Origin of the sequence: Nocardia sp. NPDC051929 (assembly GCF_044548645.1) — a bacterium.
Lineage (GTDB): Bacteria > Actinomycetota > Actinomycetes > Mycobacteriales > Mycobacteriaceae > Nocardia > Nocardia sichangensis.
Genome location: NZ_JBIUCG010000006.1, coordinates 28,913 through 44,633, shown reverse-complemented (window position 1 = coordinate 44,633; position 15,721 = coordinate 28,913). Strand labels below are relative to the sequence as shown.

Sequence of the window (15,721 nt, the reverse complement as noted above, 5' to 3'; positions counted from 1 at the left end):
GAGTGCGATCTACCCGCTGTGATCGACCCGCCCGAGTTGGGGCGGATCATCCTGCGTGCCGGGTACGTGTGCGGGGTGACGATGCCCACGCGTTTGGGGCAAGCAACGAAAGCCCATATGCAGAGCCGGGGTGAATTCCTCGGACCCGTTGTCGCACATCCACGTTCGGACCGCTGGACGTTCCTCGTCGGGGCGGACCTCCCGGACGACGACCGGCTGTTTGCGGAGTTGTTCCGGCTGGACGTGAGCGTGGCCCGGTCCGGAGCGACGATCGCACTCCCCTCGCCCACCGCCTCTTCCGGCGCGATCCGCCAGTGGATAGTGCCGCCGCGCGGACCATATCGGCCGTCGGGGCGCGTTGTGCTGGAGGCCATTCGAGCGTGGGCGGATCAGATGCCGAACCGCCAACGGGGATTCCGGGTGGTGTCCCGTGCCCGATGACGGTCTCGTGTGGCTCTTCCCTAACGACGCCAACGGCCGACCGCATTCACTGCGGACCCGATTCGCCCACGACAACCCACACTGGCCGGTATCCAGCCGCAAGAACGCACTTCGAGCCCTAGACCTGCATCGCGACTGCGACTACCTCACCTGCTCGACCTTCGTCACCGCCGTGATCGTGAGCCGTGACGACTTCCGCTACTTCCGCAACCGCGAACCGGAGCGGCCGTGACATCCCCACGGCCCGATGAACCCGACGTCCGCCTGTCGATATTCCTGCACGGCATGCGTTTCGACTTCGTCGCCTGCCTCACCGCCGCCCTGCTGTTCGTCCAGGAACACCAGACCCGCCGCTACACCGATGCGGTAACCGTAGCGATCACCGACACCAGCGGCCTACGCCGCCTACCGAACGAGCGCCTGTACCTAGAACCCTGAATCGACGGCGGCTCCTTCGATCACCAGTCGCACGCCCAACAGCTGAACGGTGCGCACCTGACAAGGCACAGGGAGCCGGGTACAGACCCCGCCGGTTCGCGACCGGGTTTCCACAGAAGCGCGGAGATTCGGGATTCACACACCGGTCGGCCACCGCCGATAGCTCAAACCGTAGAGCCCCGCTTCGTGATTGTGTCCCGTGCTCCGGCGGCGGGCACTGTGCACCCTCGACATGAACGTCCGGCCAGCTCGAGGCAGGATTGCGGTCAGCATGACGGACAACGACGGCTTCTTTCGCACCGGACGGCGGCGGCACATCGCGCGGCTGGCGCTGTTCGTCGTGTTCCTGTTCGGGATGTTCTATCTGGTCGCCGTCGCGGGAGTGATCGACGTCGAACGCGTGCGCGACGCGATCGCCGCGACCGGACCCGCGGCCCCGTTCGCCTATCTGGTGGCCTCGGCGGTGCTCGGCGCGATCTTCGTGCCCGGCCCGATGCTGGCCGCCGGGAGCGGCCTGCTGTTCGGGCCGCTGGTCGGGACGTTCGTGACGCTGGGTTCGGCGGTGGGCACGGCGACCATCACCAGTTTCCTCGGGCGGCGGGCAGGCCGCGAAAGCGCGCGCGGGTTGCTCGGCGCGCAGCGTGCCGAGCGCATCGACGCCCAGATCGAGCGGCGCGGCTTGTGGGCCGTCGTCGGCCAGCGCTTCGTCCCTGGCATCTCGGATGCACTGGCGTCGTACGTATTCGGCGCGTTCGGAGTCCCGCTGTGGCAGATGGCCGTGGGCGCGTTCATCGGCTCGGCTCCACGGGCATTCGTCTACACCGCTCTCGGCGCATCGATCGGCGACCTGTCGGCCCCGCTCGCCTACACCGCCATCGCGGTCTGGTGCGCCACCGCGATCATCGGAACTTTCGCCGCGCACCGCGGATACCGCAGCTGGCGTAGCGGCGCGAACCGCGAGCCAGAAGCTGCGCCGGATCGCTGCGGGGACTAGGACAAGTAGATCTACCTGCGCCGACTGTGCGATCTAGATGTGGCCGTACTGGTCGAACCCGGCTCGGACACCGCGTTACGTCCATCACCGCCTGCCCCAATCGCTGACGCGAGACGGCAAGCGCCGCTTCCGGATACGCGACCCCGACGACTCGAAGCACGTGCTACTGCGAAGCGGTCGACCTGGATATGGCTGCTGTGCGTATCGATCACGGCGGCAATCGGTTTCGCCGCCGCGTGGGCGGCCCACCGACTGCGCCAGGAACTGCTCGGGTTGGTCGTGACAGGACTGGTTCACCACCGTCGTTTTCGCCGAGATCGAACGACTCGACCTCACCGGCGCACCGAGTTACGTCCCGGCCATGAACGCCGCAGTGGAACGAATGCCGCAGTGGTGCCGGGCTGTCGTCTGCGGTGTTCCGCCGGCGGTCTATCTCGCGGTGGTGATCGCTGTCCTCGCCTGTTGGCTCCGGTCGCGCCGAGCCCGGAATACCGTCGGCACACAGCCGCCGATCCCGATCTCGAGCCACAACTAGGGCACGTTCGAGAGTCTCCGATCGTCCCTGTGCTGGTGTTCGAGACCTCCGCGGCGCGGTACTTTTGGTCCGGTGAGCAACCGGGAGCCACTTGTCCGGGCATTGATCGACCAGGATAAGCCGAACAGGGCTCCGGGGCCGATTCACCTGGCATTCACCTTCCTTCCAGTCGTTGTGTTGGTGTGCGTCTACTACGACTGGTGGCCGTCGCGCTACGGCTCCTTCGCCTGGGTTGATCCGCTGTTGTCCGGCGCTGCGGCCGTACTGGTGCTCCTCATCTGCGGTGCGGTATGGGCGGTCCGAACGCTGCATGTCGTAGGTAGGGACCGGACATGGTCATGGTGGATCGCGGCTAACCCCGCGATGATTCTCACTGTTGCAGGCACAGTTGCGCTCCTGCCCCGCCCGTCGTTCGAAGACACCCGTCCGCAGTTCGAGCAGGTGGCCCTTGACCTACAGGCGAGTTCGGAATCTTCACGCTCCCATTTCGAAATCGGCCGGTTCGACATCAGCTATGTAAGGAAGGACCCGGACGGAACCGTCTACTTCATCGAGGGTGGCGGGCTCGGGCTCACGGTGAGCAGTGGGTGGGCATACTCACCTCATGGCACACCGGTTGGATTCGACGACTTCACCGCAACTCACCTCGGTGGCCCGTGGTATGAGTTCACTGCTGTGTGGCGTAGCTGACGCCGCCGTCTGCTCACCACTGGGAGCATCGAGCGTTCCAGACCAGCTGGTATGACACGCTGTCCGTCATGTCCACTCGGCCCATCACCTCGCCGAACCTCACCGGCCAGGGACGTATTGCCTCGATTCTGCGGTTCACCACCGAACTGATTGCCTGGATCGCCACCCCATGGGCACTGGCCGATCACTCGGTCGCGCTCGCGGTCGCGACATTGGTCCTGCTCATCGGGCTGCCGACCCTCTTCGCCACCCCTGGCGACAAAAGACAGGTCCTCATCCCGGTCCCCGGCATAGTCACCATCGGTCTCGTCGTCCTCCAACTCGCCGCCGCCGTACTCGCGTCCTGGGCCATCTGGCCGGCCTGGGCGGCCGTCGTCGTCACCACGTTGACGGCCGTCACGGCAATCACCGAACTGCCACGTTGGCGCTGGCTACTCGGGGCACCGGCCGGTGCCGCCGGTCGGTGACCCTAGGACCGACACCGGTCGAATTCCTGCATGATGCCGATACCGTTACGGTGACCGCGCCGCCGGATCGCCCGACCGCGACCGCCGACATCCGGACGCCATCGGGCTCGGCAACCACCGCCCATGCGACCGAACGGTCCTACGCGCAGGCCGGGGCGGGTGCGTCGACGAACAGCGGTTCGCCCGTGGGCGGGGCGTAGACGACGTCGAGGACGAGCGGCTCCGCGCCGAGGTTCCGGCCGATGTGCACGTTCCATTCACCCGCGGGCTCGTAGATGAACTCGCCGGTCCGGAAGACCGGAGCGTCGCAGTCGGGTCCGGGGTGGGTGAGCGTGCCCGAGCGGACGAAACCGAAGACCGGACCGAGATGGTAGTGCCAACCGGTGGAGCCGCCGGGGCCGATGGTGATCTCGCGAACGACCAGATCGGTGCCCGCGACGAACGGCACCAGCCCGGCGGGAATCTGCGCCTGGCCGAGGGTGACGGCGGTGATGTCGCTACCGGGCGTTGCCTCGGCGGGCGCCGCGCTCACCAGCGCGCCGGCGAGCGCAACCGGCACTGCGGCGACGCGGAGAAAGAGCGTCATCCTGGCAGCTTAGCCACGGCGGCGGTATCGGAACACGCGTTCGCTCAATGCCGCCGCGGTGACGAGCACCCGCGCTCGGATCCTGGATTACCGTACGTACGTGGCCCGGACAGACGAAGATTCGACGGCGAAGATCCTCGACGCCGTCGTGTCGATGCTCGAATCGCACGGCTACGACGCGGTCCAACTGCGTGCGGTCGCCCGCAACGCGCACGTCTCGCTGGCCACGGTCTACAAGCGGTACCCCACCCGCGACGATCTGATGCTCGCCGCCGTCGAGCAATGGATGGCGACCAACACCTACGCCGCCCCTGCCCCGTCCGTCGAGGACGAGACGCTGGCCGACGGCCTGGTGCGGTTGATGCGTTACGTGTTCGAGCCGTGGGAACGGAATCCCCGGATGCTCGAGGCCTACTATCGCGCGCGGTCCGGCCCCGGCGGCCGACGACTCGACGCGCAAGGCTTCGACGCCGTGCTGCCCGCCGCGAGCGCCCTGCTGGCCGATGTCGATCCCGACTACACCGCCGACATCGCGCTCGTGCTGACCAACATGATCTACGCGCTGATCGGCCGTTTCGCGAACGCCGATCTCGATATCGCCGAGATCCTGCCCGCGATGGAGCGCACAGTCCGCAGGCTGACCGGCAACAACGAACCGCTGGCGGCCGCCGCCGGGTCCACGCGGCCGGGTGCGCCGGGGTTCCCGTGGAGCGCTTCGCTGGTCTTCCCGTTCTCCCCCGGCACTTCCACGGATACAGAACAGTCGTCGGACGCGACGGATCGGCCGTCGGCGTAGACGCGTCGGCCGCAACCCTGCCGAGAAGCACGGCCCGTTGGCCGTCGACCATCCGACTCGAAACCCAGGCGGGTCGCCGGTGAAATACGTTCGGGCATTACATATTTCACACATTCCCGACAAATGGAACAAACCCGAACGGCGAAACCGTCTGTTCACGAGGTATTCCCGCGTGCGGTGCGATGTCGAGTTGCTCCGTGCGCCGTGCCGGTACAGCATCTGCGGTATGCCGTCCACACCGCTGAATCCAGCAGGCGACATTCCGGACACCGGAATTCCCGGCCATCTCGCTGCCCACATGACCATGCCCGAGCAGCACGAATGGCACCGCGCCTACCTGCGCCGTCGCCCTGTGTCGCGGCGCAACGTGCTGCGCGGCGCCGCCGCGGCGGCAGCGGTGGCCGCCGTCGGCACGACGCCGTTCGGCAGGCGCGCCTACGCCGACGAGGCCCAGCTCGCGGTGGGTGGACGGCGCGTCGCCTTCGGGCCGGACGCGGCCAGCCAGTTGCGTTTCGCGGCGCAACTCTCGCGGCGTCCGGCGGGCGCCACGGTGTATCTCGACCACGGACCGACACCGGCGTTGGGCGCGACGGTCCAAGCCGAGGTGCGCAACCTGCTCACCCAGCTGCCCACCGCCGACGGCGGCGTGCTCGCGGCCGAACAGTTCTACGTCCACGCCCCGGTGGACGGCCTGCCCGGACGGGTGCCGCACTTCTATCGCTGGCGGACCTCCGACGGATTCGTCGGCGACATCCGCGCCGCCGCACCCGCGATGCCCAGCGCACGCCCCGCGGTCCTTCCGTTCCGGTTCACCATGATGGGCGATCAGGGCACCGACGAAACACCCGCGCTGCCGGAGGGCGTCGCTCCCGGCGACTACGACGACAAGTACTACAAGGCCGACAACGATCCGGCCGCGCCGCACGCGAGCAACGTGCTGCGCCAGATCGCCGCCGCCCGGCCGGACTTCCACATCCTCGCAGGCGACATCGCCTACGCCGACCCGTCCGGCGCGGGCAAGCCGGGGCAGTTCGCGGCGCACGGAGCGCAGCAGGCGAGCGGTTTCGACAAGTACAACCCCTACGTCTGGGACGTCTACTTCAACGCCATCGAGCCCAGCGCCGCCCAGACACCGTGGATGTTCGCCACCGGCAACCACGACATGGAGGCGACCTACGGCGACCACGGCTACGGCGGGCATCTGGCGCGCCTGGACTTCCCCGGCAACGGTCCGGCGGGCTGCCCGTCGGCGTATACGTTCACCTACGGCAATGTCGCGGTGCTCTCGCTGGACGCCAACGACGTCTCCTACGAGATCCGGGCGAACAGCGGCTACTCCGGCGGGGCACAGACGAGTTGGGTGGAACGCACCCTGGCCGCCCACCGCGCCGACCCCGACATCGATTTCATCGTCTGCTTCTTCCACCACTGCGCGTATTCGACCACCGAATCGCACGCCAGCGACGGCGGTGTGCGTGACGCGTGGGTCGGGCTTTTCGACCGCTACCAGGTCGACCTGGTATTGCAGGGTCACAATCACGTCTACGAGCGCACCGATCCGCTGCGTGGCGGGCAGGCGACGAAGGTCGCGGGCGACAACTCGATCGTCTACCCGGAGACCGACGGCACCGTCTACTACACCGTGGGCGGCGGCGGACGCCCGCGCTACGAATTCCAGCCCGGGTCGCGGGAAACCTTCCGCGGCAGCGAGCTGGCCGACACCTCGGTGCCGAACAGTTACGTGTGGACCCCGGGCGGCGGTAAGCAGGACGAAGCCGCGCCGTGGTCGCGGGTCCGCTTCCGGAATTACTCGTTCCTGCGCGTCGACGTCCGGCCGGGCGTGTTCGCCAGCGAGATGGACGTGGTCGCGGTCGACGAGTACGGACGCGAATTCGACCGTGTGCTGTTCCGGCGGCAGGTCAGGGCCTGAGCGGAGCTACTTCTTCGTTTTGGGTGGGAGGGTCCGGGCGTAGGCGACGCCGCGCTCGACCCATTCCCGCAGTACTTCGTCGTCGTCGACGGCGGTGACCCGCAGCCAGCCGACCATTTCGCGCCCGCCCATGACCATTGGCTCCACCGTGTCACCGAGGAGCCGCTCGCCCTCGTCGGGATCGACCCGCACCAGCAGACCGCCCTGCCTGCTGGCGGCCACCGCCATATTGCCGCCGATCAAGAAGGCCAGGCCGCCGAACATCTTCCGCTCGGTGAGTTCGGGGCCGGGTGCGATCAGTTCCCGGATTCGCTCGGCCAGCTCCTCGTCGTATGCCATGACGGCATTGTTCACCTGGTGTACGACAAGTCGGGCGATCGACGACCGCGTGTCCTCCCCTGGTCGCCGTCCGGGGCGAATATCGCGTACACCGATGACGTGGCCTGCGTCGAAGGCGGTTGGTTGCGCTGAAACAGTCTGTATACCAGTTGATTTGGCGCGCTTTGTAAGTAGACGGCCGAGGTGCGTACGTACACTCCCGAGCCGCCTGGATGTCATTGGACGTTCAGGCGGATGTTTCCGTCCCTGTCTGTAATACAGGACGTGAGACGGGGGCGAGACGCCATTGACGTTCGCGTGCAACCCGTTTCGGAATTCGCAGTCGACTGCGCCCCCAGAGACGGGACGAAGGACTCTTTCGTGCACATCTGCCCCCAGGCGGTGCGATCACGCACTGTCCGCCTCAGTTCGACCGAGCGGCATTCGATCGGAGTCCCCCGCGAGTTTCCCACAGCCGTGACCGCGTTGCTCGCCGGTGCGCCGAACTGGTGGCCGGGTTCTCGGCCGGGCGTTTGGCGGCGGCGGGCGATCTGGACCACCCTCACTCTCTTCGCGCTCTTCGTGTTCCCGGGCTTCCTCGGTGCGCTGGCCGTCGCCCAAGACGCGGCGGGCAGCACTTCCGGAACCTCCGGCATCGACGGGCTCAGCTGGATGAACATCCACGACTCGTCGGGCATCCCGCTGTCGGACTACCGATTCGCGACCGGCGACGAGAGCCTGTTCAAGCCGCGCGCCACCATTCTGTGGGCCGTGCTGGGCTTGGAGTTCATCGGCTACATCGCCATCGTGACGACGGCGATCTGGTTGATCGGTTACGCGTTGAGCTTCCGGTGGCTGGACATGTTCAGTGCGGCGTTGCACGGCGTGGCCGACACGCTCACCGGTCAGATCGCGACCCCGATCATGCTGGTCACCGCGGCGACCATCGGCGCGGTCTGCGTGGCGTGGTTCATCGCGCGCGGCTACCACGCGAAGGCCACCATGCAGGTGGTGACGATGGTGGGCGTCGCGCTGCTGGGCCCGTTGTTCCTCGCCGAGCCTCTCGCGGATGTGCTGTCCTCGCACGGGTTGCTGGCCCAGGGCCGCGATCTCGGGATCTCGGTGGCCGCCGGTCTGAACGGGAACGCCGACCCGAATCCGACCCAGTTGGTGGCGACGATGCAGAGCGACCTGGCCGACAATTTCGCCCGGAAGCCGCTACAGGTGTGGAATTTCGGGCACACGGTGGACCAGCGGCCCGCCTGCCGATCGGCGTGGTCGTCGGGGGTGGCGGCGGGTGACGACTCCCGGGTGATCAGCGGCCTGAAGTCCTGTGGAGACAGCGCCGCGCGCGCGAAGGCCGAGAATCCCTCCATGGGGCAGGTCGCCACGGGTCTGATGCTGCTGGTCTGCGGCGGCATCCTGCTGGCCTTCGCGATGTACCTCGGCATGAAGGTCATCAAGGCCGCGCTGGACACGATCTATCACGGGTTCATGTCGATATTCGGCTTCGCGGCGGGCGGATTCGTATACGGCCCGACGCAGACGTTCCTGGTGCGCAATGTCGTCGACAGTTTCGTCGCGGCGGCACGAATGACGGCGTACACCATCTTCCTCGGGGTCTACGTCTTGTTCATGGGCAATCTGTTCGCGCAGGCGCGCGGACAGGTCATGGCGGTGATCATCATCGCGGGCACCGTCGAGATCGTCGCAGTCCTCCAGCTCAAACGCCTCAGCAGCGGTTTCAGCCGGGGCAACGACTGGATCGCCAACCGATTCGCGCTCGCGATGCAGGGCAGCGGGAGCAAGTCCGGGAGCAGCGGCGGCACCGCCCTCGGCATGGGCGGCGGCGGCGGTGGGAAGTCCGCGCCCGGTATGGGATGGGTGACCCCACTCTCCACGCTCAACACCATCAACTCCTCGCCGGTGACGGCCTGGCTGGCGGGCGGGCGGGTCAATCCGTTCAATCCGCTCTCCAGCACCCGACGGACGATCGAACGCTCCACCAGAAGGATCCTGGCCAGCCGCGAAGCGGGGTACGTCGAGCATCAGCTGTCCCGCACCAACTGGCGTGGTGTGGCGGTCGACGCGGCCGAGCAGGTCGGCGGCATACACACCCAAATAGGCGTGTCGCGGGCCTTGAAAGTATTGCGCGACAACAAGGTTCCCGATTCGCGCATCCATGCTGTCCTGCTCTCCTCCGGCGCGAGCCACGAGCGGGTCACCAATGCGCTGACGGCATACTCCGTCCAGGAGTCGACGGCATCGCAGAACCCGTACAGCTTCGCGCCGTTGCAGAAGGCGATCGCGGCGGCGTGGGCGGTGGACAACCACGTCGACCACGAAGCGCACGATGCCTTCGCCGCCCAGGCGGTGATCGCCGCGGACAGCTTCGTCCGGCACAGCAACGCGCCCGCCCCCAACGCGAACATCGATCAGGCGTTCGTGCAGCGGGTCGAGCAGAATTGGCATTCGGACCGGGCGCTGCGCGCGGCGATCACCCCGGACGAGTGGGACGGCGCGGGCCGTGACACCCGTTGGGCGATCGGCCACCGAGTCGCGACCATGCACCAGGAAGCGGCCAGGGAGTACTACGCGAACCCGAACGACATCAACCGCGAAGCCCTGATGCGATCGGCCAGGCGCGTCGCCAACCTCGATCACCTGGATCCCGACGGTGGCCTCGACCCCTGGAATCCGTAGCGAGCCGGGCTGGACGATGGCCCGGTAGCGTGGCGGGATGCGCAGCGTCGAACCGCCCAGCCGCGTCATCTTCCTCAACGGAACGTCGAGCTCGGGTAAGACGACCTTGGCGCGAGCCATCCAGGACGAGAGCGACATCCCCTTCGTCTACTGGGGCATCGACACGTTGTTCCAGCTCATTCCGCCGAACTGGGGCGGAGGACGTGACAGTCCGCTCAGCCGAGAGGGATTCTGGTACGACCGCGGCCGGGACGCGGACGGCAGCCCGATGGTGGTCATCCGCTACGGCGAGGTCGGGCGGCGGATGCTGCGTTCCGCCTGCGCCGCGGCCGCCGCCTTCGCCCACGGCGGGGACCACCTGGTGATCGACGAGATGTTGCTGAGCGCGGATCTACTGCCAATCTGGATGGCCGCGCTGGCCGGGCTGGACGTGCAGCTGGTGCGCGTCACCTGCCCGCTGGCCGTGGCGGAGCGGCGTGAACAGGCGCGCGGACGCGACGTCAAAAAAGGCTTGGCGCGCGGCCATTTCCACCTGGTGCACGAACACGGCGCCACTTACGACACGACCGTTGACACCAGCACGGGCACCCCCGCCGAACTGGCCAGAACTGTCCTGCGACGACAGCAGTTCGCGGGGAAGGCGACGTCTTCCTGACCGATGTCCGCGCGAGCGTCCGCCAGCGGGTGCTCACCTTTCGGCGAAGATCTCGACCTCACCGCGCCGCCACGCTGTGCGGTCCGGATCACGCTCGAGCCGCGTGCACGACCTGCGCGAACACCTCGTCCGGGTCGGATGCCTTCAGGCCGAAGGTGTCGCGAATGGCCGAGTCGTCGACCGTGAAGGCCGCGTGCGACATGTGGTAGGTCTCGAACAACTCCGGCCAGAACGGGTCGGTGAGGCCGAGCAGCGTCAGTTCGCGATCGCTCATGACCGCCAGCCGCGGCTCGGGCGCCCCGGCCGCCGCGGCGAATCGTCCGGCCAGCTCCCGCGCGGTCGCGGTGATGCTCGGCGCATGCCACGGCCTGCCCCACGCGCGCTCGTCGCGGGCGACGGCGACCGCTGCCGCCGCCGCGTCGCCGACCGCGGTGTAGGCATGCGGAAGGTCGAGTTCCTGCGGCAGCAGCGCCAACTGCCCCGCCGAGATCTTCGGCTGGGCGAGGAGCGAGAACACCGAGATCGCGCCGGGACCGATGAATTGGGACGCCCTGACCTCGGTGACGCGCACTCGGCCCGCCCGGTGCGCCTCTTCCGCTTCCCGCCACATGCGGGCGCGAACCCGCCCTTTCGGCCCGGTGGCCGCCAGCGGTGCCTGCTCGGTGACCGGCCCGTCGGCGGGACCATAGCCGTACAGGTTGCCGAGCATCACGTAATTCGCACCGGACCGCTCGGCGGCGGAGCGAATGGACCCGAACAGCGGCGGGATGGTCTCCGGCCAGGTGTGATACGCGGGCATGGCCATGTTGAACAGGGTTTCGGCGCCTTCGGCGACAGCGGTCAGCGCGTCCGCGTCCGAGGCGTCGAGGGCGATTCGTTCGATGTTCGGGTGCTCGGGCCCCGCGCCGCTGCGGCTGACCATGCGTACCCGGTCGCCGGACCCGGCCAGTAGCGCCGCGGTGGCCGAAGCGGTGGCGCCACGTCCGACGATGACATGCGAATGCATGCGTATTCCTCTCTGCGACAAGTGTTTCCACACGACCTGCGGCATTCGGGGTGCCGTTCGCCGGTCGTGCGCTACTCAGCCTGCCGGTGCGGCGACGGGTAAGCTACTGGCTGGATTGCCAACTATCCCAAGGATCAGGCCATGCAGACTGTCGCCGTCGTCGCGGTTCCTCCGGTGAAAGCTTTCGACCTGGCCATGCCGGAAACGGTGCTGGGCGCGGCGATGGTCGACGGCGAGCCCGGCTACCGCATCGTGGTGTGCACCGCCGTGCCCGGCGTGCTGCCCGCAGGGCTGGGTGGATTCGACGTGGTCGTCTCCCGGGGCTTGGCGGCGATCGAGGAGGCGGACATCGTCATCGTGCCGAGCACCGGAAGCCGCGCCGACGCGGACGCCGCCACGCTGACCGCCCTGCGTCGCGCGGTGGCCGCGGGCAAGCGCGTCACCTCGATTTGCAGCGGCGCCTTCGTGCTGGCGCAGGCCGGCCTGCTGTCCGGCCGCACCGCCACCACCCACTGGGCTCTCGCCGACGAACTGGCGGCGAACCACCCGGACGTGTCGGTCCGCAGTGACGCGCTGTTCATCGAAGACGGCCCGATCACCACGGCCGCGGGCGCGGCGGCCGGAATCGACCTGTGCCTGCATCTGATTCGCGCCGACTACGGCGCGACCGTCGCGAACGCGGCCGCGCGCACGGCCGTCGTCACCCCGGTGCGGCCCGGCGGCCAAGCCCAGTTCGTGGACGCGCCCTTGCCCGCCGAGAACGGCGTGACGCTCGCCGACACCCGCGCCTGGGCGCTGCGACGGCTGGACCTACCGTTGTCGCTGGACGATCTGGCCGCCCACGCCCGCACCAGCGTGCGCACGCTCACCCGCCGCTTCCACGAGGAGACCGGCCTCAGCCCGCAGAAATGGCTGCTGCACCAGCGCCTGCAACGCGCCAGGGAGCTACTGGAATCCACGACGCTGCCGATGGACCAGGTGGCCAGGCACAGCGGCATCGGCTCGGCGGAGTCGCTGCGCCAGCACATGATCCGGCACGTCGGAGTGCCACCGAGCAGCTATCGGGCGTCGTTCACCCGGTCGCCGGCACATCCGGATTTCGCGGACAGGGCGGTCGGCGCCGGAAGACCGACCAGCCCATGAAGGAGCCGTCACGCCGACTGAGCGAAACGCCGGCGGCAGTCGAACGCGCCCTACGGGCAGCGGGCTTGAGCGGGACGCGCGACTCCCATCAAGGCGTTCCATTCGGCGCCGGTGAGATCCGGACCAGCATGCGCACAAGCGGCCCGGATCAGGCCGTCCGGTGAGATGTCCCGTTCGATCAGCGTCCCATCGACGCCGCCGGAGAACGCGGGACCGGGATTCACCGTCACGAGATACCGTCCATCAGCGGACAAGGCGACGGCGGATGGGACGTGCCAAACGGAATCAGGCTCGAGTTCGCCCAGATTCGTGCCGTCGGCGGCGAAGACAGTCAGATAGCCTGCCTCGTCTTTCGCGACGACCACGTTCGCGTCCGCAGCGGCGGCGAGCTGCGCGGCCGAGTTCCGAGTACTGCGGAAGGGGATCGTCCGCTCTCGATGCGAGCCGGTCCGATCCCAGATCTCTATGCTGTCTTTCCGGCGGATCAGCAGATGCCGTCCGGCGAACAACACCGACTGCGCGTCCTTGCCGTCGATGTCGTGCGCGTTTTGCTCTCGCGCCAAGTCATAGACCGATATGTGCTCGGCATCGCGCATGACCAGGAACTCTCCGGCCGCGTCGATTCCCGCTTCGACGACATGGTCTGTGTCGACCGCGCCGCCCAGCGGGATGAATTCCGAGTTGATGCCGCCGGTGGCCAGATCATGCAGATACGCCCGCCCCCTGCTGTCGAGAGAAACAGCGGTGGGTGATACGGACGACACACCGGCCGCCTCGACGCTGATCTGCGGTGGTGGCGAGGACAGGACCGTCACCTCGAACGGAGTCTCCACGTGGGGTTTGGGCGGGGATACACGTCGCTCGTAGCCGGATGCCGGATTCGCGGCGATTGCCAGCATCGTGCCATCCGCGCGCCAGGCGAGTTTCCCGGATAGTCCCGGTATGGAGAGCTGCCGGGAGGGGTTCGGCCCGAGCTGTTGGATGATCACCACGTCACTGTTGAGCGCCGATTCTCCCGGATCTTTGTCCTGACCGGTGATCACTGCGGTGCGCCCGTCCGGGGACAGCGACAAGCTTGGTTCACAAGAATTGCATCCTTTGACGATCGGCACCGCTAAAGATTTCGCCAGCCGGTCGCGCTGCGCGAGATCCCACAGGGTGATCAGTCGCCCGGACGCCGAAACCAGCTGCGTTTCGGAGGTCCCGAGGAAACGCAGTAGCTTCCGGTCGAAATCGACGGCGGTACCGGTGATCAGCGGTGGCGGTTCCGGAGGCCTCGGCTCGCCGGTGACGGGCCCGACATAGAACCCGGCGTCGGCACTGGGCACCGCCGCTATCCGCGCCGAGCGGCTGAGCACGGCGGGAGCCGATCGCCTCGGCATCGCGACGCCCACATATCCGGGCTCTGGGCGCACAGCGCTCGGAGTCGGACGCAGCCGGAAAACCGGCGCCGGAATACCGGGCAAGACGGCGCAGGCGAACGAGGACCCGTCGGGCGACAATTCCCCGACGCCTTGGCCGTCGCCGCAGGCGTTGTCGGTGTCGAAAGGTGAAAGATCTCGGTCGGCGCCGCCGCGAAGCGAGATCTGCCGCACCTTGCCGCCGGTTTCGAGCAGACGCAACGCCGTGTCGTCGGTGAACACCATGCTCGTCACCGCTCGGTCGATCGGATGTGACGAGAGAACCCGTCCAGCGGCATTGTCGATGATGTCGACCGTCCCCGGGGTGCCTTCCGCCGCCTTGGTCTGCCTGCGATGGACCGCACCGAACTTCCCGGACGCGGATACGGCGACGACATCGACTTCGCTCGCGCCGGGCACGCCGAAGTCCGGCCGACCGGAGTTGCTGCCCCACAGTGTGATCGAGGCGCCATCCGTGGCGAGAACCGTCCGGCCGTCCGCGGCGACGGCCAGCGAGCGGATCTCGCCGGGCAAACGCGCGACCGAGGTCGTCACCGAGCCTCCCGGCGCCCATGTCACGACTTGTCCATCGGCGAGCCCGGCAACGACGGTTCGACCGTCGGCACTGCTCTGCAAGGCCGTGACCTCCGCAGGTGCCGCCACGTAACGAGCGACTTTCGGACTGGCCAGATTCGCGCGCAGCAGGGCGGCTTGGTGACGTGGACTCGGGTCGAGACGGTACGCCGCCACGGCCAGCAGCAGGGCCGCGCGGACATCCGTGGCCATCTTGGTGTCGGCGACGGAGGCCATGAGCCGCGCCGTGGCGATCTTGGCCTGCTCCTCGGCGCGATTGCTCTGCACCCGAGCCACGACCGCCGCGATCAGTGCCACGACGAGCAAGATGACCAACGCGCCGATGGCGGTTCTCGCCCAGCGCAAGTTCCGCTTGGTCTGCTGGTAACCCTCGGATTTGACGTCGGCCTCGGAGACGCCGCGAATCACCGCGGCGATCCCGACCGCGATGGCGTCGATGTCCGGACGCGGGACTCCGTTCGCGTCCGCACGCCATTTGAGCGTTTTGTATACGGGTTCGGACGCGAAAACACCGAACAGGCGTGGCGGTAGGGCGGTCGAGCGCGCCCGGTCCCAATCCCCGGCTTCTTCGTCCCAGAACAGGGACCCGGCACTGAGGACCAGCAATATCGTCTCGGGAGACCGATTCGCCAGCCACCACTCGATTTCGCGGTCCACCCATTTGGAGCCTGCGGCCTCGGGTGAAGCCACCACGACGAGCCACTCGGAACGCGACAGGCCCGCGACGATCTTGCCCCACAGTTCGGCACCGATCGGGACACCGCTGTAGTCGAGGAAGATGCGCGTTCGCGGGAAGCGGTACCAGGGTCGTGGCAGCTTCTCGATCGCGTTCTGGACCAGCGGAAGCACCGCACGGTCCCGCTCGCCGCTGTAGGACAGGAACGCGCCGTATCCGGTGTCCGCACGGGTGGTGCGGCGCCTCAGCCCCGCACGCACAACCGCTCCTCGCGTCCTACCGCGTTCGCGCCACCACGAGCCACGCCTCCCACCGGCATCAGGTCCTCTCTCCCGATCGTAGAGGCTCC

14 protein-coding genes are annotated in these 15,721 nt (G+C 67.8%); 10 read left to right on the top strand and 4 right to left on the bottom strand.

Annotated elements, in window-relative coordinates:
* The first annotated feature begins 430 nt into the window (after positions 1-430).
* The 5 genes from ACIHAX_RS09225 (at position 431) to ACIHAX_RS09205 (ending at position 3,565) form a co-directional block, all read left to right on the top strand.
* The gene (locus ACIHAX_RS09225; RefSeq protein WP_397276745.1) at positions 431-673 is read left to right on the top strand and encodes a hypothetical protein; all 243 of its coding nucleotides are present in this window, start codon (positions 431-433) and stop codon (positions 671-673) included.
* The gene (locus tag ACIHAX_RS09220; protein WP_195046694.1) at positions 670-879 is read left to right on the top strand and encodes a hypothetical protein; all 210 of its coding nucleotides are present in this window, start codon (positions 670-672) and stop codon (positions 877-879) included. Before ACIHAX_RS09225 ends, ACIHAX_RS09220 begins: the two co-directional genes overlap by 4 nt.
* 271 nt (positions 880-1,150) lie before the next feature.
* On the top strand, positions 1,151-1,873 hold the full coding sequence (locus ACIHAX_RS09215) for a TVP38/TMEM64 family protein (RefSeq protein WP_397276743.1): 723 nt from the start codon (positions 1,151-1,153) through the stop codon (positions 1,871-1,873).
* 607 nt (positions 1,874-2,480) lie between these two features.
* Positions 2,481-3,098, top strand: a complete 618-nt coding sequence (locus tag ACIHAX_RS09210) for a DUF1109 domain-containing protein (protein WP_397276741.1) — start codon at positions 2,481-2,483, stop codon at positions 3,096-3,098.
* Between the two features lie 68 nt (positions 3,099-3,166).
* Positions 3,167-3,565 carry a hypothetical protein gene (locus ACIHAX_RS09205; protein WP_397276739.1) on the top strand — a complete coding sequence of 133 codons (399 nt, stop codon included), beginning with the start codon at positions 3,167-3,169 and terminating at the stop codon, positions 3,563-3,565.
* 139 nt (positions 3,566-3,704) lie between these two features.
* Here ACIHAX_RS09205 and ACIHAX_RS09200 read toward each other — a convergent pair whose 3' ends face one another.
* Positions 3,705-4,151 carry a cupin domain-containing protein gene (locus ACIHAX_RS09200; RefSeq protein WP_355079778.1) on the bottom strand — a complete coding sequence of 149 codons (447 nt, stop codon included), beginning with the start codon at positions 4,149-4,151 and terminating at the stop codon, positions 3,705-3,707.
* A gap of 100 nt (positions 4,152-4,251) precedes the next feature.
* Here ACIHAX_RS09200 and ACIHAX_RS09195 point away from each other — a divergent pair, with 100 nt between their 5' ends.
* Positions 4,252-4,947, top strand: coding sequence for a TetR family transcriptional regulator (locus tag ACIHAX_RS09195; RefSeq protein ID WP_355079780.1), 696 nt, complete (start codon positions 4,252-4,254; stop codon positions 4,945-4,947).
* Between the two features lie 226 nt (positions 4,948-5,173).
* Positions 5,174-6,877 carry a metallophosphoesterase gene (locus ACIHAX_RS09190; RefSeq protein WP_355079781.1) on the top strand — a complete coding sequence of 568 codons (1,704 nt, stop codon included), beginning with the start codon at positions 5,174-5,176 and terminating at the stop codon, positions 6,875-6,877.
* Positions 6,878-6,883: 6 nt separating this feature from the next.
* On the opposite strand, the gene ACIHAX_RS09185 is transcribed toward ACIHAX_RS09190, so the two are convergent.
* Positions 6,884-7,216, bottom strand: a complete 333-nt coding sequence (locus tag ACIHAX_RS09185; RefSeq protein WP_355079783.1) for a TfoX/Sxy family protein — start codon at positions 7,214-7,216, stop codon at positions 6,884-6,886.
* A 456-nt stretch (positions 7,217-7,672) separates the two neighbouring features.
* Between ACIHAX_RS09185 and ACIHAX_RS09180 the strand changes: the two genes are divergently transcribed.
* Both ACIHAX_RS09180 and ACIHAX_RS09175 read left to right on the top strand, forming a co-directional pair.
* On the top strand, positions 7,673-9,898 hold the full coding sequence (locus ACIHAX_RS09180) for a hypothetical protein (RefSeq protein ID WP_364437608.1): 2,226 nt from the start codon (positions 7,673-7,675) through the stop codon (positions 9,896-9,898).
* Between the two features lie 37 nt (positions 9,899-9,935).
* Complete coding sequence (locus ACIHAX_RS09175; RefSeq protein WP_397276736.1) at positions 9,936-10,553, top strand: chloramphenicol phosphotransferase CPT family protein; 618 nt, start codon at positions 9,936-9,938, stop codon at positions 10,551-10,553.
* An 88-nt stretch (positions 10,554-10,641) separates the two neighbouring features.
* Here ACIHAX_RS09175 and ACIHAX_RS09170 read toward each other — a convergent pair whose 3' ends face one another.
* A complete protein-coding gene (locus ACIHAX_RS09170; RefSeq protein WP_364437614.1) occupies positions 10,642-11,559 on the bottom strand; it encodes an NAD-dependent epimerase/dehydratase family protein in 918 nt (305 codons plus the stop codon).
* 141 nt (positions 11,560-11,700) lie between these two features.
* Between ACIHAX_RS09170 and ACIHAX_RS09165 the strand changes: the two genes are divergently transcribed.
* Positions 11,701-12,702: a GlxA family transcriptional regulator gene (locus tag ACIHAX_RS09165; RefSeq protein ID WP_397276733.1), complete on the top strand. Its 1,002-nt coding sequence runs from the start codon at positions 11,701-11,703 to the stop codon at positions 12,700-12,702.
* A 50-nt stretch (positions 12,703-12,752) separates the two neighbouring features.
* Here the strand turns inward: ACIHAX_RS09165 and ACIHAX_RS09160 are convergent, their stop codons facing one another.
* Positions 12,753-15,632: a hypothetical protein gene (locus tag ACIHAX_RS09160; RefSeq protein WP_397276731.1), complete on the bottom strand. Its 2,880-nt coding sequence runs from the start codon at positions 15,630-15,632 to the stop codon at positions 12,753-12,755.
* Positions 15,633-15,721: the final 89 nt, after the last annotated feature.